This window comes from Aestuariivivens insulae (assembly GCF_022662195.1).
In the GTDB taxonomy this organism is placed as follows: domain Bacteria; phylum Bacteroidota; class Bacteroidia; order Flavobacteriales; family Flavobacteriaceae; genus Aestuariivivens; species Aestuariivivens insulae.
This window is the reverse complement of record NZ_JAKMCS010000004.1, coordinates 124,417-143,651: the sequence shown is the minus strand read 5'-3', so window position 1 is coordinate 143,651 and position 19,235 is coordinate 124,417. Positions and strand designations below refer to the sequence as shown.

General features: G+C 37.2%; 14 protein-coding genes and 1 tRNA gene. 4 read left to right on the top strand and 11 right to left on the bottom strand.

What is annotated here, in order from left to right:
- Positions 1-202: 202 nt before the first annotated feature.
- A complete protein-coding gene (gene gltX / locus MR062_RS06615) occupies positions 203-1,717 on the top strand; it encodes a glutamate--tRNA ligase (RefSeq protein ID WP_242203306.1) in 1,515 nt (504 codons plus the stop codon).
- A 37-nt stretch (positions 1,718-1,754) separates the two neighbouring features.
- Here gltX and MR062_RS06610 read toward each other — a convergent pair whose 3' ends face one another.
- The gene (locus MR062_RS06610) at positions 1,755-2,438 is read right to left on the bottom strand and encodes a hypothetical protein (RefSeq protein ID WP_242203305.1); all 684 of its coding nucleotides are present in this window, start codon (positions 2,436-2,438) and stop codon (positions 1,755-1,757) included.
- Positions 2,439-2,522: 84 nt separating this feature from the next.
- On the opposite strand from MR062_RS06610, the gene MR062_RS06605 reads away from it, so the two are divergent.
- A complete protein-coding gene (locus MR062_RS06605) occupies positions 2,523-3,446 on the top strand; it encodes an SPFH domain-containing protein (protein WP_242203304.1) in 924 nt (307 codons plus the stop codon).
- A 58-nt stretch (positions 3,447-3,504) separates the two neighbouring features.
- On the opposite strand, the gene MR062_RS06600 is transcribed toward MR062_RS06605, so the two are convergent.
- The 4 genes from MR062_RS06600 to MR062_RS06585 all read right to left on the bottom strand — a co-directional run bounded on the left by MR062_RS06600 (position 3,505) and on the right by MR062_RS06585 (position 7,577).
- Positions 3,505-3,723: a hypothetical protein gene (locus MR062_RS06600; RefSeq protein WP_242203303.1), complete on the bottom strand. Its 219-nt coding sequence runs from the start codon at positions 3,721-3,723 to the stop codon at positions 3,505-3,507.
- A 64-nt stretch (positions 3,724-3,787) separates the two neighbouring features.
- Positions 3,788-4,942: a GNAT family protein gene (locus MR062_RS06595; RefSeq protein ID WP_242203302.1), complete on the bottom strand. Its 1,155-nt coding sequence runs from the start codon at positions 4,940-4,942 to the stop codon at positions 3,788-3,790.
- Positions 4,943-5,009: 67 nt separating this feature from the next.
- Positions 5,010-5,489 carry a DUF1761 domain-containing protein gene (locus tag MR062_RS06590; RefSeq protein WP_242203301.1) on the bottom strand — a complete coding sequence of 160 codons (480 nt, stop codon included), beginning with the start codon at positions 5,487-5,489 and terminating at the stop codon, positions 5,010-5,012.
- A gap of 90 nt (positions 5,490-5,579) precedes the next feature.
- Complete coding sequence (locus tag MR062_RS06585) at positions 5,580-7,577, bottom strand: glutamine--tRNA ligase/YqeY domain fusion protein (protein ID WP_242203300.1); 1,998 nt, start codon at positions 7,575-7,577, stop codon at positions 5,580-5,582.
- Between the two features lie 394 nt (positions 7,578-7,971).
- On the opposite strand from MR062_RS06585, the gene folB reads away from it, so the two are divergent.
- Together folB and MR062_RS06575 are read left to right on the top strand one after the other, a co-directional pair.
- Complete coding sequence (gene folB / locus MR062_RS06580) at positions 7,972-8,334, top strand: dihydroneopterin aldolase (protein WP_242203299.1); 363 nt, start codon at positions 7,972-7,974, stop codon at positions 8,332-8,334.
- 117 nt (positions 8,335-8,451) lie between these two features.
- Positions 8,452-8,522: transfer RNA gene (locus MR062_RS06575), tRNA-Cys, on the top strand.
- A 32-nt stretch (positions 8,523-8,554) separates the two neighbouring features.
- Here the strand turns inward: MR062_RS06575 and MR062_RS06570 are convergent.
- The 6 genes from MR062_RS06570 to MR062_RS06545 all read right to left on the bottom strand — a co-directional run bounded on the left by MR062_RS06570 (position 8,555) and on the right by MR062_RS06545 (position 19,140).
- Positions 8,555-9,241, bottom strand: coding sequence for a LysE family translocator (locus MR062_RS06570; protein ID WP_242203298.1), 687 nt, complete (start codon positions 9,239-9,241; stop codon positions 8,555-8,557).
- A gap of 91 nt (positions 9,242-9,332) precedes the next feature.
- The gene (gene bglX, locus MR062_RS06565) at positions 9,333-11,633 is read right to left on the bottom strand and encodes a beta-glucosidase BglX (RefSeq protein WP_242203297.1); all 2,301 of its coding nucleotides are present in this window, start codon (positions 11,631-11,633) and stop codon (positions 9,333-9,335) included.
- Entirely contained in the window at positions 11,630-12,436 is an 807-nt protein-coding gene (locus MR062_RS06560; protein WP_242203296.1) for a glycoside hydrolase family 16 protein, read from the bottom strand. The genes bglX and MR062_RS06560 overlap by 4 nt, the downstream gene beginning before the upstream one ends.
- A 162-nt stretch (positions 12,437-12,598) precedes the next feature.
- Complete coding sequence (locus MR062_RS06555; protein WP_242203295.1) at positions 12,599-14,434, bottom strand: hypothetical protein; 1,836 nt, start codon at positions 14,432-14,434, stop codon at positions 12,599-12,601.
- Between the two features lie 32 nt (positions 14,435-14,466).
- A complete protein-coding gene (locus MR062_RS06550) occupies positions 14,467-16,035 on the bottom strand; it encodes a RagB/SusD family nutrient uptake outer membrane protein (protein ID WP_242203294.1) in 1,569 nt (522 codons plus the stop codon).
- Positions 16,036-16,041: 6 nt separating this feature from the next.
- Complete coding sequence (locus tag MR062_RS06545) at positions 16,042-19,140, bottom strand: SusC/RagA family TonB-linked outer membrane protein (protein WP_242203293.1); 3,099 nt, start codon at positions 19,138-19,140, stop codon at positions 16,042-16,044.
- Positions 19,141-19,235 lie beyond the last annotated feature (95 nt).

The following is a 19,235-nucleotide window of genomic DNA, read 5'->3' as shown; positions in this document are numbered from 1 at the left end:
ACTACAATTTTATTTAGTACAGCGCTTATAATAATGTGTTAATTGTATCTTACTTCGGCAATGCCAAATGTTGTGATTTTTAGGAAACAAAAATTAGTATTCCCTCAGTAACCACTCTGTTAGTCCATATAATTTTTCTCATTTGAATCTATAAAATTTAAAATGAAAAAAATTCATGTACTTTTGCACAAAATAACAAAAAATGACCAACACTGTACGTGTGCGCTTTGCGCCAAGCCCAACAGGACCTTTACATATTGGTGGTGTAAGAACTGCTTTATTTAACTATTTATTTGCAAAAAAACATAACGGAACTTTTGTTTTAAGAATTGAAGATACCGATCAAAACCGTTATGTTAAAGGTGCAGAAAACTATATTGTTGAGGCATTAAATTGGTGTGGCATTCCTTTTGACGAAGGTCCAGGGAAAAACGAAAAGTTTGGTCCTTACAGACAAAGTGAACGCAAAACACTTTACAAACAGTACGCCGATACGTTAATTGCATCTGGTAATGCCTATTATGCTTTTGATACTGCCGAAACCTTAGATTTTCATAGAAAAGATCATGAGGCCAAAGGCAAGACCTTTATTTACAATTGGCATAATCGTTTAAAATTAACCAATTCTTTATCGCTTAGTAAAGAAGAAACCCAAGCTAAATTGGATGCCGGTGAAGATTATGTAATTCGGTTTAAATCGCCCCAAGACGAAACACTACATTTAAAAGATATGATTCGGGGAGATATTAAGATTGACACTAATATCCTAGACGATAAAATCCTGTTTAAAAGTGATGGTATGCCTACCTATCACTTGGCGAATATTGTAGACGACCACCTTATGCAAATTACCCATGTAATTCGCGGTGAAGAATGGTTGCCATCTTTAGCATTACATTATTTATTATATAAAGCCTTTGGTTGGGAAGCTCCAGAATTTGCTCATTTGCCATTAATTTTAAAGCCTACCGGAAAAGGTAAATTAAGCAAACGCGATGGCGATAAACTAGGTTTTCCTGTGTTCCCATTAGAATGGGAAGACCCAAAGACACACGACATTTCGAGAGGGTATAAGGAAGACGGTTACTTTCCAGATGCGGTTGTTAACTTCTTAGCTTTTTTAGGCTGGAACCCAGGTACCGAACAAGAAATATTTAGTTTGGATGAACTTATCAATGCTTTTGATATTGCTCGTGTAAACAAGGCTGGAGCGCGTTTTGATCCTGATAAAATAACGTGGTTTAACCACCATTACATGCAAACACAAAGCAATGACGCTTTAGCCGAAGCGTTTAAATCACAACACGATACCTTAGGTAATATTGATGTGAATTATATTGCTTTAGTTATTGGGTTGGTAAAGGAACGTGCTACTTTTATTAGCGATTTTTGGGATTTAACCTATTACTTTTTTAAGGCTCCTAAGCAATATGACGAAAAAGCAGCCAAAAAAGCCTTTAAGGATGATACCTCCGAAATCATGGGACAAATCGTGGCTCTTATAAATGCTATTGATGAATTTTCAGCAGAAAACCTTCAAACAACCATAAAGAGTTGGATAACCAGCAACGAGATAGGGTTTGGGAAAGTTATGATGCCACTGCGCTTAGCTTTGGTTGGTGCGCTACAAGGCCCCGATGTATTCGATATCATGTTTATGATTGGCAAAACTGAAACGGTTAGCCGCATTAAGGCTATGGTTAGCAAATTGCAGTAAAAAGTTAATTAAAGATCATTACTATAATTAACCCGTTTTAAAAAGAAACCATTGCTCCAAAAACCAACATAGACTGGTTGCCTTTAAAACGGGCATCACCACCAGTTGTGTCTAAATTTTTGTTTTCAAGTTTCTTTAAAATATTGGTAAACCCATAAATATATTGGGCCTTAAACCTAAAGAAGCTATACCCTACCGATGCGCCTATTAAGCCGTTAAAATTGAATTGGGAAATGGAGCTAATATCGGTTGCTTTTAAGTTTGTATAGTTATTAATGTAGTAGCCCTCTTTATTTTTATCTTTCAGTTCAAGTTCTCCATTATACTGTAGCATAGGACCAACATCAATGGTTATATGGCTGCCTATTAATTTAATATGTCCCAATAAAGCCAGTTGGGCTGCAAACAATTTGTACTCTATTAGCTCTTGCCCAGATCCTAAGGATGTAGGTCTTCCTTCTATAGTTATATAGTTTTCAGAAAGCTGCATGCCATAACTCATGTTATACCACCTGTGGGGAATGTCTACCGTTGCAGAAGCTCCGAATAAAAATCCATTGCCTTGTTTGGTGATAAAATTATCGGTTTTAATATCTAATTTGGTAAGTCCTCCAAAGATACCAATGCCATTGGTAATTTTATAGGTTTTATGTTGTGCAAAATTTTTTGTAACAAAAGTAAGTAATAGTACTACTAATAGTGTACGAAGGTTTTGTATCATTTGTTGGTTAATTAGTTACATGTAACCATCAAATATAGTACAATTTTTGTATCTTAATTTTTTAAACCTAATTAAACATTTATCATGAACTATCTTTTCTTACCCATTGCCCTTTTTTTTGGGCTAATTATCCTAATTTCAGCTTTCTTCATCGTAAAACAACAGACAGCGGCTATTGTTGAGCGGTTTGGTCGTTTTGAAGCCATACGACATTCTGGACTAAGAATAAAAATCCCATTGGTTGATAGAATCGCTGGACGATTAAGCCTTAAAATCCAGCAACTGGATGTTATTGTTGAAACCAAAACCTTAGATGACGTTTTTGTACGCTTAAAAGTATCGGTGCAATACAAGGTGATAAGGGATAAAGTATATGATGCGTTTTATAAATTGGATTATCCCCACGACCAAATTACCAGTTATGTATTTGATGTGGTTCGCGCAGAAGTGCCCAAAATGAAACTGGACGATGTGTTTGTAAAAAAAGATGATATTGCTATTGCTGTAAAAACTGAATTAAACGATGCCATGATAGATTATGGTTACGATATCATAAAAACCTTAGTTACAGATATCGATCCCGATGCCCAGGTAAAAGCTGCCATGAACCGTATTAATGCCTCCGAACGCGAAAAAATAGCGGCTCAATATGAAGGTGATGCTGCCCGTATTTTAATTGTGGAAAAAGCCAAGGCTGAAGCCGAAAGCAAGCGTTTACAAGGACAGGGTATAGCGGACCAACGTCGTGAAATTGCACGCGGTTTGGAAGAATCGGTTGAAGTATTGAATCGTGTTGGTATTAATAGCCAAGAAGCTTCGGCGCTAATTGTTGTAACACAGCATTACGACACCCTACAATCTTTAGGAGAGGAAACCAATAGTAACCTCATTTTATTACCCAATGCCCCTCAAGCGGGTAGTAATATGCTTAACGACATGGTAGCCAGTTTTGCTGCCAGTAACCAAATTGGTGAGGCCATGAAAGAAGCTAAAAAGAAAGGTAAATAACTTTAACCTACAAAAGAGAGGCTGTTTGAAACTTATGCTTTTAGACAGTCTCTTTAATTTAATGCATATGATTTTCCTTGTAATGGTCTATCAGCTCTTTTAAACCATCCCTATAGCTTTGCAACGCATCTAAGTCTAAAGTGCTGCCAATTAAATCATCGTGTGGGAGGGTGCTTCTTTGTTCATCTAGATACTTTTGCAACTCTGGATAATCCTCTTGAATTTTAAGCGTCAAAACCGAAATGTCTTTCAATATTTTATTGGTTTCTAAGTCCATGCCGAAAGCTTTTACAATTAAAAATAATAAAATTCATCTATATAAGCTATTCGTTTTCAGTAATTTATTTAAATGGATGCCGTTCTACCCAGTTCTGTTTTGGGTTCATTAGTGCGAAAATTGGTTTTAAAATGGCGTTCATGATTGTGTTAGTATGCTTCATATATAAAACCATTGGTACAGCCTTCGCTCCTACCGAGCTCTTTATGGCCATTGCGGTTCTTGCATAAACTATGGATGAAAACCTATTTTCAATACCAAATTCCAGCATATCATACAGCATATTTAGGTAGAGTTGATTAGGGTATTGGTGCTCTGCATCGTAACCCAAAAAGTAAGTCTCTAAATGTTGTTCATTTAAAATAAGGGTGTAAAAACCAACTAATTCATCCTCTAAAAAATACCCAAATACTTTAAAGTTTTCTTTCAATTTTAGCTTTAAGCTATAAAAATGGTTTTTAGGTAAAATGAAGGTATTAAACTTAGCATTGTTAGAGACGTTTAAATACAGTTGGTGTAGGGTTTTTGACTTGGCTTCAATGAAGTGCAAATCCAATTCCTTACTTTGTATTGCCCCAAATTTCTTTATAGCCCGTCTATACCGGTGTCTATATTTCTTATGCAAGGCCTTTATATAATCATCTATTGAAGACCAATGTTCGGGGACTGGTAAAATCATATTGGGCTGAACAGCAACTTCATATAATCCATGGGTTTTTAAAATCCTTTTATCCTTAAGTATAGTATCTCCCACAAAAAAGTCTTTCATAATAAGTGCCCTTATTTTTTTACCGTGGGTTTCTTTTATTTGCTTTATCAAAACATCCAACCCTTGAAAAATAGCGTTGAAAAAGTAGGTTTGGTTAATTTGGTTTTCATTAAAGTAAATAGCATGTTGGCCGGTATGCATTAAATTACCAACAACCAAAACATTACCTTTTAAAACCCTTGACACAAGATCTTTAAAGAACTCCTTGATACAAGATACCGTAGTCTTTCTAAACATGTCTTTAAGATAAAGCTGTACCCGTTGTATAATAGCGGCTCCTACAAGTGTATCGTTATTAAAAACACCTATATAAAAAAGATGTATATTGCTTGGGGTAGCTTGCTCTAAGGCTTCAAGATAAGTCGTTTGTAAAAAAACATCGTGGCTTACCAAATCATCCCAAGACGAAGGAAGTTCCTTATATGATTTATAAATATGAAATGTTTTCAATATCCAAGAAAAAAGACTGAAGTTAAAACGCTTCAGTCTTTATTTATTTTAAAACTTTACAAAATAGTTATTGCCATCCGCATATAATTGCTCCCATAATACCCATGGTAACTATCCAATACCCACTATTAATTAATATATATTTAGCACTTTTACGCTCAAATAATGCATTGGTACCTAAAATAGGCAATGCAATAAAAAGTCCTCCAATAACACCATGCAGAGCACCGTGCTTGAACGTTCTAAATTCATTAGCGTAATCTGCCATAAACGTGTCATAAGAAGGTAACATCCCTAATTCTCCTTGGGCTAAACTAAAAGCTCCCATTTGGTGAATAGTCATTGGCAACAAAGCTAATGCTAATAAAAAAGCAAAAATAAAAGCCAGAATAAAAATCTTAGCCATATTGGCGCCTTTCATCTTTTCTTCGGTCATGTCTGCGGCTTGCATCCATGCATTTCCAAATACTTTAGGATTGTACCAAATAAACCCAACAACAAGGGCAGAAACTGCAGCAACAAGAACTGCTAAAAAATTAATTTCCATAATGATATAAAGATTAGTTAGTAGTTAAATATAGTTAAAATAAGAATAACCTTATTTTATTTTAACATTTTGTAAACTAATCCAACACCATTAAAGAGACTTTACCTCGGCAACAAGTAACTCATTTTTATCTTCAAGAGCCTTAGTTACAAAACCTGAAATTTCTTCGTTTTTAGACAATCCATTATCTAACAGCACCCCTAAAGTAATTGCCACAGCTATGCGGGTTCCTACTTTCTTTACTGCCGTATTGAATAAAGGAGCCAATTCTTCATAGCTAACGTTCTTCGCCAACTCTTGAATCTCGGCCTTAACCTTTTGCTGCTTGGCTTCGGGTAAATTGGTGTACTTTTTGCCCAACTGCTGTATCACATCAATTGCCTTTCGTTTTGGCGGCTCTTGCTTTTGCTTTTGTGTTGTATTATTTTGATTTGGCTTAGCCTTTTGTTTGGCCCAAGTATCTCTTAATCCAACTGTTTTGTTAAACACCAATTGGTCTGAAGCAGTATCATTATCAACATTAAAATACCCCAAACGTTGAAACTGGAACCTATCTCCTTTCTTAGCTTCTTTAAGGCTTGGTTCTACATAAGCTTCAACAGTTTTTAAAGAATTCGGATTTAAAAATTCCATAAAATCCTTGTCTTGGTGACTGTCTGGAGCTTCATCCATAAACAATCTATCGTATTCCCTAACTTCTGCCTTAATTGCATGTTCTATAGACACCCAATGCAAGGTTCCCTTAACTTTACGGGAGGTATCTTCGGAATAGGTGCAATGTATTTCTGTTACATCTCCCTCATTGTCTTTTACTACGCTTTCAGCTTTGATGATGTAAGCATTTTTAAGGCGTACCTCTCCGCCCAGCTTCAACCTAAAAAACTTGTTTCCTGCTTCTTCCTTAAAGTCTTCCTTTTCAATATACAATTCGCGGGAGAAGGGCACTTTTCTATACCCAGCATTTTGATCTTCTGGATTGTTTTCTGCTTCTAGCCATTCTACTTTATCTTCAGGGTAATTAGTAATTACTAATTTAACCGGATTTAAAACGGCCATCACCCGAGGTGCTACTTTATTGAGGTCTTCACGCACACAAAATTCCAACAACGATACATCAATAACATTATCACGCTTGGCCACACCAACGGTCTCCACAAACTTTTTAATGGCATTTGGTGTATAGCCTCTTCGACGTAATCCTGAAATGGTAGGCATTCTAGGGTCGTCCCAACCATTAACAATACCATCTTCCACCAATTTAAGTAGCTTACGTTTACTCATAATGGTATAACTTAGGTTTAAACGTGCAAATTCACGTTGCTTAGGCCTTAATTTGTCTGGATCGACTACTTGGTCCAAGAACCAATCGTAAAGCTCTCTATGAGGCTTAAACTCCAACGAACATAACGAATGTGAGATTTGCTCAATATAATCGCTCTCGCCATGGGTCCAGTCGTACATAGGGTAAATACACCAATCGCTCCCTGTTCTATGATGATCTTTTTTTAAGATACGGTACATAATGGGGTCACGCATAAGCATATTAGGGTGTTGCATGTCTATTTTAGCACGCAATATATGCTCGCCTTCTTCGAACTCGCCATTTTTCATGCGCTCAAACAAGTCTAAATTTTCTGCAGCACTCCTATTTCTAAATGGGCCATCTACTCCGGGTTGTGTAGGGGTTCCTTTTTGCTCGGCCATGGCTTCACTTGATTGTGAATCGACATAAGCTTTACCTTCTTTTATTAATTGAATGGCCCAATCGTAAAGGGTTTGAAAATAATCTGAAGAATATAGTTCTTTGTCCCATTGATACCCTAACCAAGCAATATCCTGCTTTATTGCATCTACATACTCCTGCTCTTCCTTAGCTGGATTGGTATCATCGAAACGTAAATTAACTGGAGCATTGTACTTTTCCCCCATTCCAAAGCTTATCCCTATGGCCTTGGTGTGTCCTATATGTAAATATCCATTGGGTTCTGGTGGAAACCTAAAACGCAATTTGTTTTTTGGCATACCATTCGCCAAATCGTCTTCTATAATTTGCTCTATGAAATTAAGGGATTTTCTTTCTTCAGACATATAAACTAAACATCCAAACTTAATGCTTGGAAACTCTTATGATTAAACAATTTATTTTCTTCAGTAAAAGCTAAATTTTGTGATTAATTAAATACAAAATTCAGCTTCACTTCAGTAACCATTTCATTAGTACATGTAATTTTTTAATTTGTTTTTTTTTGAATTATCAAATTAAAAAACTCAAGTACTTTTGAGCAAAATTAGGTAATTTTGCCGACGAACTCATTTAAACTTTTTCAATTGGCTATAAAATTACCCTTTTTTGTTCATTTTTTGTCTTTTTCTCCTTCTGTAGCCCAGCTATGCAACTCAAAAAAGCCTTCAAATGAACAAAAAAGGGTAATTTTCGCTTCAACCTAAAAAGTCTAAATGAGTTCGACTTAAATAAGATTAGATGGGAATTATAAAAGTTGAAAATATTCGTGTATTTGCCCACCATGGCTGTTTAAAAGAAGAAACTAAAATTGGGAGTGATTATCGCGTAGATTTGGAGGTAAAAGCCAATTTGCAACCATCGGCTAAAAGTGATCATTTAAAGGACACTGTAGATTATGTGTTTTTAAACCGCATTATACGAGAAGAAATGAATAAACCTTCACAATTACTTGAAACCGTATGCAGGCGTATTTTAGATCGTATTTTTAACGAGGATAAGTTGGTAACAAAAGCTTCTGTTAGTGTAAGTAAGCTTAATCCGCCAATAGGTGGTGATGTAGAACAAGTAACCGTAAAAATGACTCAAAAACGTAAAAAGTAATTTTAAGTATTGTAAACTCTTATTTTTTTTTACATTTGCAGCAGATTCCTGTCGTCACAGGAATGACAAATAAATAAGGATACATCTAAGCAAACTTTGATGTGTTTTTTTTCGAATGGCGTCATGGCCGAGTGGCTAGGCAGAGGTCTGCAAAACCTTCTACAGCGGTTCGAATCCGCTTGACGCCTCAAAAGCTTTCAGTTAATTCTGGAGGCTTTTTTTATTTTATAGGATTGATCTTTATCTGTTCCAGTTTTTCCTTGATAAGTTCTTTTTCCTTTGGAAAAAACCCTTGGACCAATAATAATACCCCAAAGCCTAGGATCACCAATGCTATTATTTTTTTTGTTTTAAAAATGAGTCTCGGAGTTAATCTGTTCCTTAGTTTTTTGGCAACTACAATCTTAACCATATCCACTAAAAAATAAACTAAAAGTATGGTGCTTAAGAATGTTATTACGCCTTCTGTAGAATCTGTTATGGTATTCGCTATTACGATAAAAGCAACCCAACCCAGTAGTACTCCTATATTAATAAAATTAAGCAGAAAGCCTTTTAAAAACAGTTTGCCGTACTTTTTTTGGATATCAATTTTATGGTATTCCTTAACAATTTCCCGAAAAGATTTAGAAGTTCTTATGAAAGAGGTAAACCCATAAACAACCAGCAAAACACCCCCAAATATTAAAAAATTAGGGTCGTCTTTTATCTTTTCAAGTAATTTATTGGTACTGAAAAAAGCCACTAAAATAAAAAGAATATCGGCGAGTATTACACCACAATCAAATATTAAAGCACTTCTAAATCCCTTGGTAGCACTCGTTTCCAATAGGACGAAAAAAACTGGGCCAATTGTAAAAGCCAATATAATTCCAAAAGGGATCGCTGCTAAAACATCGTCTAACATGTGTAAAAACATCTTTACACAAAGAAAAGAAATATTTTAAACTCTAGTACCACATTACTTTTCGGATTTTTATTGAATATCCGTAATCGGTTTATTTTAATTCGAAACCGGATTCCAAGACGGTATCTGAGCTTCCGCCAACAAATACTTTAAATGCTCCTGGTTCCGTAACAAATACGCCTTCATTATTATAAAATCCTAATTCTTTGTTTGTTAACACAAAGGTGACCGTTTTAGACTCATTGGCGTCTAACGCAACCATTTCAAAACCCTTCAGCTCTTTAACGGGTCTGGTAATACTTGCTACCAAATCACCAATATACAATTGTACAACTTCCTTGCCTTCTACAGGTCCAACATTTTTTACATCTACAGAAACCTTAATTTCATTTTGGGACAGTGTTTCAGTCCTTAAATTACTATAAGAAAACGATGTATAACTTAACCCGTGTCCGAATGGATATAAAGGGGTATTGCTTTCATCGATATAGTGGGACCAAAATACTTGGTTAGGCGCTGGAATTACAGGTCTTCCCGTGTTCTTATAATTATAATAAATAGGCACTTGCCCTACATCTCTTGGAAATGTCATAGGCAACTTACCACTCGGATTGTAATCGCCATACAACACCTGTGCAATGGCATTACCACTTTGCGTTCCCAACTGCCAAGCTTCTACAATAGCAGGAATATGTTTGTCTGCCCAGGTAATGGCCAAGGGCCTTCCATTGTTCAACACCAAAACAATATTTTTATTCACCTTGTATACTGCCTCTAATAACGCTTGTTGTACCCCTGGTAAATCCAATGATGTTCTACTTCTACCTTCTCCACTCTGGAAACCATGCTCACCCAAGACCATTACAACGACGTCTGCATTTTTAGCGATGCCAATCGCACGTTTAAATTCGCTTTTATCTGTAGTGTTTATTTTAACTTCAAATGGAAAACTTGTTTCACCTAAGGCAACATCGGCTCCTTTTGCATACTCTAAGTTGTTTTCCTTGTACTGTAACATCCCTTCCATAACTGAAACGGCCGTACTGTCATCGGCTGCCAAGCGCCAGCTTCCAAGGGGGCTGGTTTTATCGCTTGCTAAGGCTCCTATTAAAGCTATTCTCAGTCCTTGTTTTTTAAGTGGCAGTATGTTGTTTTCATTTTTTAGAAGTACTATGGATTTTTTTGCCATATCCAAAACCGTTTCCTGAATTTCTTCGCTCCCAATTATTGTTTCTTCTCGCTCCTTATCGCAATACCTATACGGCTCATCAAATAAACCCAATTCAAATTTAACTTTTAAAATACGTGTAACGGCATCATCTATAAGTGATTCTGAAACCGTCCCTTCTCTAACCAAATTAGCCAATTCATCTACATAGGCATAAGACTCCATATCCATATCCGATCCTGCTTTAGCCGCTAATTCTGCTGCTTGTTTTTTATCTCTGGCATAACCATGGGCTATCATTTCGTTTATTGATCCCCAATCGGAAACTACAAAACCATCAAACTTCCATTTATCCTTTAAAATATTACGCTGCAAATAGGCATTACCTGTAGCGGGTATGCCGTTCAATTCGTTGAATGAATTCATAAATGTTTTTACACCAACTTCACTACAAGCCTTAAACGGCGGGAATACAATATTGTTTAATGTTGATGTGCCAATATCGACGGTATTGTAATCTCTTCCTGATTCAGCAAAACCATATCCTGCCCAGTGTTTAGCACAGGCTGCAATGGTTGATGGCAACGACAAATCTTCGCCTTGAAACCCTTTAACCCTTGCTACACCAATTTTTGATCCTAGAAAAGGGTCTTCGCCAGCACCTTCCATAACTCGCCCCCAACGGGCATCTCTTGAAATGTCCACCATAGGCGCAAAGGTCCAGTTAATGCCTGCTGCCGCAGCTTCTTTAGCTGCAACCTCCGCCGATTTTTTTATAGCTTCTAAATCCCAACTGGCTGCTTCTGCAAGTGGAATTGGACTAATGGTTTTATATCCATGAATAACATCGAACCCTATAATTAATGGTATGCCCAAACGGGTTTCTTCGACTGCTATTTTTTGTACGGCCCTAACCTCATCGACACCAGTAACATTTAACATGGAGCCCACATAGCCCTTTTTTAAATGTTCATACTTCTTAGCTGCATCTCCAGCTTCTGGCGTAGGCCCAGTGACATCCCAAAAACCATTGTATTGGTTCATCTGGCCTATTTTTTCTTCAAGGGTCATCCTATCCAATAAATCTGCAACTTTATTATCTATTGATTCGGAAACTTCTGCAATATTCTTATCTGAATCTTCACCTTCCTGATTATTGTTACAAGAAAACAGTATTAGGAGGGTAAAAAGGGCTATGTATAAACTTTCTAAATCTGTTTTCATTGGTATACTTTTATATAATCTATTTCCATGGTCGATTCTGTAAAATTTTCATCTATATCAAACCAACTGCCTCCCATAGCTATATTTAGGATAAAGAACTGTGGCTTGTTATAAGGCCAGTTGCTACTATCTTTAACGTCTGGTTTATAAGCATACAAAAAGCTTCCATCCAATGAAAAACGCAAGGTATCTTCAGTCCATTCTAAAGTATATACATGGAATGCTGTTGCATAATCTGAAACCGTCGTTTCTCCAACTTTGGTACTACCGCAGCCCCCATGGCATGCTGGTGTATGGGTAGCACTAGAAACCAATGTTGGATTATGCCCCCAATGTTCCATGATATCAATTTCACCACAAGCAGGCCAACCCGCCTCATCTATATTGGCTCCCAACATCCATATAGCAGGCCAAGTACCTGAACCACTTGGTAGTTTTGCCCTAATCTCCACCTTACCATAAGTGAACTCATATTTGTCTTTTGATATTAATCTGGCCGATGTATATGATGCTCCCTGATAACTTTCCTTCTTGGCTGTTATTTTTAATACACCATCTTCTACTTTGGCATTATCTAAACGGTTGGTATAATATTGCGATTCGCCGTTGCCCCAACCACAACCTGCTGGTTTATCACAACCGTTTCCTATTTCAAAACTCCATTTTGAGGGATCCGGAGTGCCATCGGTATTGAAGTCATCACTCCAAACCAATGTTTCTTCTAATTCGGGCACTGTTGACTCCTCGTTACCTCCGGAACAAGACAAAAGAAGCAATAACCCTATATAAATGGTATATAGCATTTTAAACATTTTATTTCTAAGGATTTTAAAGAGAGAAGGCAAAAGAAGGCGTTGTATCACACCTCCTTTTACCAATAAACTGTGTGTTATCAGCTTCTAATAAAATAACCCCTCTCAATTAATAATAGCAACACACATTATTATTATTATTATTATTATTATTTACTGTCGTGCCAATTTGAAAGACCAATGACCTCCGCCAGCTATTTCAATATCTAACTCCAATACGTCTCCAGTAAGTTTAGCCAAATATGTAACAGAATCTGGTGCATCGGCTGGGTTTGCAAGCTCACCCCCATTTATGGCTTTTGCCAATCCTAAAAAGGCTCCCTTACCACTTATTGCTATGGTACCGGCACCTTCATCGTGTACAAAGGTTGCTGTTGCGCTTCCGTCATGTGGGAATACTGGTGCAGCACAACCCTCTGGGTCGTTTCCTTGCCAGGCTTCAACCCATGTTTCCGATCCCAAAATATTTTGGAATGATCCATCTGCATTAAAGACATACTCATCGTCAAATAAACAAGCTCTTGTGGTGACATCTTCTGATGAATTAGACCACCATGAAATATCGTTCAATGCAGGTCCTACACCTATAGCTCCTGCTTCTGGAGCAAGTTTCCAAGTACCAATAACAGTAGGAGGCGCATCTTTTACAAGTTTGAAAGACCAATAACCTCCACCCGCTATTTCTATATCGAGTTCCATTACATCTCCAGTTAATTTAGCTATGTAGGTTATAGAGTCTACTGCATCTCCTGGGTTGGCTAGTTCTCCTCCATTAATTACTTTAGCTAAGCCCAAGAATGCACCCTTACCATTTATTGTAACGGTGCCTGCAGAAGCATTATAATCATAAGTTGCGGTTGCTGTTCCATCATGTGGAAATACTGGTGCAGCACACCCCTCTGGATCGTTACCTTGCCAGGCCTCTACCCATGTTTCTGATCCCAATACATTTTGGAATGATCCGTCTTCATTAAAGACATAGGTATCGTCAAACAAACAGGCTCTTGTGGTGACATCTTCAGATGAATTAGACCACCATGAAACATCATTAAGCCCTGGGCCTACACCTATAGCTCCTGCTTCTGGTGCCAAACGCCAAGTTCCTGCTATTGCTGGGGGTGCATCTTTTTTCAATTTGAAAGACCAGTAACCGCCACCTGCTATTTCTATATCAAGTTCTAAAATGTCCCCGCTTAATTTAGCTATGTAGGTTATAGAATCTACTGCATCTCCTGGATTAGCAAGCTCCCCGCCATTAATTACTTTAGCTAAACCTAAAAAAGCACCTTTGCCATTTATGGTTACTGTACCAGCACCTTCATTATAATCGTAAGTTGCTGTTGCTGTGCCATCGTGAGGGAACACTGGTGAACCACATGCTTCTGGATCTGTTCCTTGCCATGCCTCTACCCATGTTTCTGTTCCCAATACATTTTGGAATGATCCATCTTCACCGAAGACATAGGCATCATCAAACAAACAGGCTCTTGTAGTGACATCTTCTACACTATTAGACCACCAAGAAACATCATCTAGAGCAGGGCCTACACCTATAGCTCCTGCTTCTGGTGCCAAACGCCAAGTACCTACTATGGTATTACCTGGTCCAGTTGATGGCGGTATGTATTCTTTAATCTCAATAACTTTTGAAACAGAAACGTCTTGAGTATTTACTAAAGAAGCAGTAACTGTAATAGTATACGTTGCGTCTTCATTAGGATAAGTATAGGTTAACATAGGGCCACTGGTTTGCATCACATCTGTGTCGTCTGAAGTGGCACCAAAATCTACGGTATAAATAATTCTATTATCTGCATTTGCTGTAGTTGGAAGCACGCCTATTTTAGTGCCTTCAACATTAAGAGTAGCAACAACAAAGTCTAACACTTGTATATCATGAACTTCAAAATCGTCATCATTACAAGAAACTGGAGCAATACTCAACACAAGTGCTGCTACCATGTATAATCCTTTTTTAATTAAATTCATTTTTAATATTTTTTAAGTTTAGTAGTTTAGTTTTAATTCGTATAGCCTGGGTTTTGTCCCCAGCGCTCTTCTGCTTGAGCAAGTTCTAGTTCTATTCTAGGTATCGGGAAAACTTCATTTTTGTTTTCCGTGAAATTAACCGCTACAAAATCTTCTGGTTTTGAAGCATTATAAGCATCAAATGCTGCTTTAGCCCTTCCTGTTCTTACGAGATCAAAAAACCGATGTCCTTCACCAGCCAACTCTTTTCGGCGCTCTTCATATATCGCATCTAAAAGAGGGCCTTCGCTAGCCGCATAGTCCATACTATTATCTCCATACGCCCTTGCTCTTACCATATTTAAATAGGTCTCTGCATTAGCTCCGCCACTTTGCGCCTCGGCTTCGGCTGCCATAAGTAGCACATCGGCATAACGGATAGATCTGTAATTGTTCTTATGTACAAGTTCTGCAACACTTTGGTTTCCTCCTTTATCATCTTTTCTTGGTACATATTTATGATTATAAAAACCTGTATCTTCCCTAGGTGCAGAATATTTAGAATTATCTCCTGCATCGCTTAGCGCCCTAAGGTCCAGAATGGTTACATCCCTTCTTATGTCGTTATTATCGTAAATGTCGTACAGTGCTTGTGAAGGCAACAAGAATCCCCATCCAGTAGCATATACCGAATCATCAAAAGGCGATCTTGGTCCATTAAACTGAACAAAGTAAGACCCTTCACTACAAACTAAACAATCCCAACCAGCGCCTTCAACATTGGTATACTGGATCTCGAAAACAGATTCTGGCCCATTTTCTCCAATTGTCAAAAACAGATTGAGATAATCGTTTCCTGTTGTTAAACTGTATTGACCGCTTGTTATAACTTGATTTAAAACCGTAGCGGCATCACCAAACTTTCCATCATACAAATAAGCCTTTCCTAAAAGTGCCTGAGCAGCGCCTTTTGTGGCTTTATAAGGCATATCTTGGGTAACTGGTAGATTAGGAATGGCTTCTTTTAAATCTTCTTGTATTAAACCATATGCTGCAGATTTACTAGCTGTTCTTTCCATTGTTAATTGGTCTCCTGCTAAAACCTGTGCGTCTACTATTCTATTTACGCCATTGCGCTCTTCTACTTTTAAAGGAACATTGCCATAAAATTTTACCAATTCAAACGTGTAATAAGCTCTTAAAAAATAAGCTTGGGCTATCATGTTTTCCTTTCCGGAAAAATCTAATTTGTCTTTATTCTCCAACAAATAGTTTACACGATTGATTCCCGCATACATATATTGCCAAACAAACCGTAATTGTTCTCCATCGTCTGGCGTTTGTATCATGTAGTTTACATTCTGTACTACAGGTTGATCGTAATTAAACGCATCTCCTCCAGAACCAAAATCATCCGATGCAGAAACTGCTAATAAATTATTCCAGAACGTGGCCTGTAATAAATCGTAGGCTCCAATTAAAGCATCTTCATACTCTTCTTCAGTATTGAAAAAATTAGCAGCATCTGGTCCTATAGGATCTACCTCTACAAAGTCATCACAAGATGTGAAGATTACCAGTGCAGTTAATATTAAATACTTTAAGTTTATAATCTTTTTCATCTTTTTTTAAAAATTTAAATTAACTCCTAATAAATAAGTAGCAGCAATAGGATAAAATCCTTTGTCTATGCCCCCTCCAAGAGGTGCTCCGTTCGTAGCAGATGGGTCATAACCCTTGTAATCTGTTATAGTAAAGACGTTGTTTCCCGACAGGTAAATTCTAAGCTTATCTACCCCAGTATTCTTCAATGCTTTAGGGCCAAGTGTATACCCTAATTGTATGTTTTGTAAACGGACAAAGGAAGCGTCCTCAACAACAAAATCTGAAAATAAGTCGGTATTAATAGAGGCTCCAGATACCGCACGAGGTATTGTATTGCTTGTACCAGAACCTTGCCATCTTTCCAGCATGTATGTTCCTCTGTTGGCAAATAAATCCTTACGTTCATAATCCCTTACCATATCATTTCCAACGGAAGCAAATGCATTGGCACTAAAATCTATGTTTTTATAGGAGAACCCAATATTAAAGCCCATTGTAAAATCTGGAATGGGGTCTCCAATATTTGTTCTATCGCCATCATCTATATAGCCGTTGCCGTTAGTGTCTACAAATTTTAAGTCACCTGGAGCAGCACCTGCATGGTATATATTATCATTTGCTGTGGCATTGGTATTTAATTCATCTATTTCATCTTGGGTTTGATAAATCCCATCGGTTTTATAGCCATGAAAATAACCTAATGGTAAACCAACAACCATACGTGATATATCATTTTGACTAATACCAACTCCAAATTCTCCTAATGCTGGTGCTTGGTTGCCATTTAATGAAGTCACTTCATTTTCAAGATATGTAAAGTTGAAACTGGCATTAAACTTAAAATCTTCAGAAAAATTATCTTCATAACTAATCATAAATTCAAGACCTTTATTCTCTACCGTACCGGCATTGATAAAAGGAGCTGATGCACCAGGAGCGGCTGTACCGAGTAATCCAGAAGCCTGTGGTGCAATTAACAAATCCTTAGTTTGCTTTCTAAAAGCATCGGCTGTTATACTTATTTTATTATTAAATAGTCTGACATCCAAACCTATATTGGCTGTTTCCTGTTCCTCCCATTTTAGCTTTATATTTCCCAGTCTACCTGCTCCAACACCATTTAGCAAATCGTCTTCTGCTGTGGTATTACCAGAATCTATGGTAGCTTCTCCATTTAAAAGTGTTACATAGGCAAAATCACCTATTCTATCATTACCAATAATACCGTAACTTGCCCTTAATTTTAAAGAGCTTATCCATCCATCGGTATTGAAAAAATCTTCATCTGAGACATTCCATCCAATCGACCCTGATGGAAAGTAGCCTACATTATTGTTGTTAATAGTAGAAAATCTAGAGGACACGTCCCTACGTAATACACCTGATAACAGGTATTTACCTTTATAACTATATTGTACTCTTGCAAAAGTTGATGATAATCGTGAATCGAATTGATCTCCTCCTACCGCTTTTGAAGCATCGGTAATTCTGTCTGTAATAACACCTTCAACTCGTTCTGCTAGAGGAATATTGGCAAAAGCATCTGAAACTGAATTACTGCCATTGCGTAACATCATGCCCTGCATTCCATAAAAGTGCCCTCTGGTTCTAAATACTGAGGTACCCAATAACACTGTTAAATCATGATCATCTCCAAAAGTGTTATTATAATTTATATAGTTATCCCAGGTATAATCGGTATATAAGTCCCTAAAATCCTGCACTTCATTATCGGCTCTGTTAGAAGACTTACCATTACCATAATTTACTATTGGATTGAACACATCGTTTAAAACTGTTGAATAATTTATTTGGATTTTAGAACTTACGGTAAAGTGTTCCAAAAATGTATAATCCAACCCCAGTGTTCCGCTGTATTTATCAACCCTTGTCATATTATAGGTATTGGCTATTTGTGCCAATGGGTTAATAATTTCAATCTGTGAAATATCATTAGCCTGTGAAAATTCCCCATTTTCATCTCTTACGGGCAAATCGGGATTAATGTTCACTGCACTATACAGCACAGAACCTATACCGCCTTCGGGTAAGTTATTTTTTGTAGAGTTAGTATATAAGGCTGTTGCCGATAATTTAAGGTTATCTAAAATATCGTACTGGTACCCTAAACGGCCCGTAAACCTATTGTAGTTCGACTTACCTCCGCCAACAATTCCATCTTGATCTAAATAGGATACACCAAAAGTATAGGCCGATTTTTCGGTACCACCACTACCACTAAAATTTACATTTGAAATGGCTGCAGTTCGAAACACCTCATCCTGCCAATCGGTACCTTCCTGTGGATAGACAAAATACCTTGTATTATCTGCGGCATCGTTAACATAGATGGCAAAGTTTAACGGATCTAAAAGATCAATTTCTTTACTGGTTGTTTGAAATCCAGTATAAGCATCGAACTGGAATTTTAATTCTGAATTCTTACGGCCTGTTTTGGTAGTAATTAAAACAACCCCGTTGGCACCACGTACACCATAAATACCAGCTGTGGCATCCTTAAGCACGTTTATGCTTTTAATATCATTAGGGTTAATAACCGACAGGTCCTCAATAACGTTACCATCTACCAAAATTAATGGTCTGTTATCTCCATTGGTAGTAATACCACGAATCCTAATATTGGATCCGCTTCCAGGAGCACCAGACGAGGCCGTTACGTTTACCCCAGCAATTTGGCCTTGTAAAGCTTGTTCCACCCTTTGGGGGTTTAGCTTTTCAATGGCTTCGGAATCTACCACCGAAACAGCACCAGTAACTTCTTTTTTTCGTTGTGTACCGTATCCAACTACTACTACCTCATCTAACTTAGCAATATCTTCCTCCAATACTACTGTTAGTTCGGTGTTGTCGTTTACGGTTACTTCTTTGGTTATATACCCTATATAACTAAATGAAAGAATTGTTCCAGAGGCTACATCGGTCATTGTAAAGCCACCATCGAAATCTGTAACAGTTCCTTTGGTTGTATTCTTTATAAGGATGTTGACTCCAGGAATAGGTATTCCACCTTCGTCCAGAACCTTTCCTTTAATTTCCAGATTCTGGGCACTGGAATATGTTATAAAGAATAACATTAAAATTTTAAAGAGCTTATGTCTCATAAGTTTAGTTTTTGAGTTTATGTAAACCTATATATTAATATTGTTGTATCTTAATTTTATACCTCAACAAAAAATATACATCGTAAAAAAACCTC

What these genes read in the sequence shown, in the direction of transcription:
- gltX (WP_242203306.1), top strand. Translation starts at nt 203, where the DNA reads ATGACCAACACTGTACGTGTGCGCTTTGCGCCAAGCCCAACAGGACCT.
- MR062_RS06610 (WP_242203305.1), bottom strand. Translation starts at nt 2,438, where the DNA reads ATGATACAAAACCTTCGTACACTATTAGTAGTACTATTACTTACTTTT.
- MR062_RS06605 (WP_242203304.1), top strand. Translation starts at nt 2,523, where the DNA reads ATGAACTATCTTTTCTTACCCATTGCCCTTTTTTTTGGGCTAATTATC.
- MR062_RS06600 (WP_242203303.1), bottom strand. Translation starts at nt 3,723, where the DNA reads ATGGACTTAGAAACCAATAAAATATTGAAAGACATTTCGGTTTTGACG.
- MR062_RS06590 (WP_242203301.1), bottom strand. Translation starts at nt 5,489, where the DNA reads ATGGAAATTAATTTTTTAGCAGTTCTTGTTGCTGCAGTTTCTGCCCTT.
- MR062_RS06585 (WP_242203300.1), bottom strand. Translation starts at nt 7,577, where the DNA reads ATGTCTGAAGAAAGAAAATCCCTTAATTTCATAGAGCAAATTATAGAA.
- folB (WP_242203299.1), top strand. Translation starts at nt 7,972, where the DNA reads ATGGGAATTATAAAAGTTGAAAATATTCGTGTATTTGCCCACCATGGC.
- MR062_RS06570 (WP_242203298.1), bottom strand. Translation starts at nt 9,241, where the DNA reads ATGTTAGACGATGTTTTAGCAGCGATCCCTTTTGGAATTATATTGGCT.
- bglX (WP_242203297.1), bottom strand. Translation starts at nt 11,633, where the DNA reads ATGAAAACAGATTTAGAAAGTTTATACATAGCCCTTTTTACCCTCCTA.
- MR062_RS06560 (WP_242203296.1), bottom strand. Translation starts at nt 12,436, where the DNA reads ATGCTATATACCATTTATATAGGGTTATTGCTTCTTTTGTCTTGTTCC.
- MR062_RS06555 (WP_242203295.1), bottom strand. Translation starts at nt 14,434, where the DNA reads ATGAATTTAATTAAAAAAGGATTATACATGGTAGCAGCACTTGTGTTG.
- MR062_RS06550 (WP_242203294.1), bottom strand. Translation starts at nt 16,035, where the DNA reads ATGAAAAAGATTATAAACTTAAAGTATTTAATATTAACTGCACTGGTA.
- MR062_RS06545 (WP_242203293.1), bottom strand. Translation starts at nt 19,140, where the DNA reads ATGAGACATAAGCTCTTTAAAATTTTAATGTTATTCTTTATAACATAT.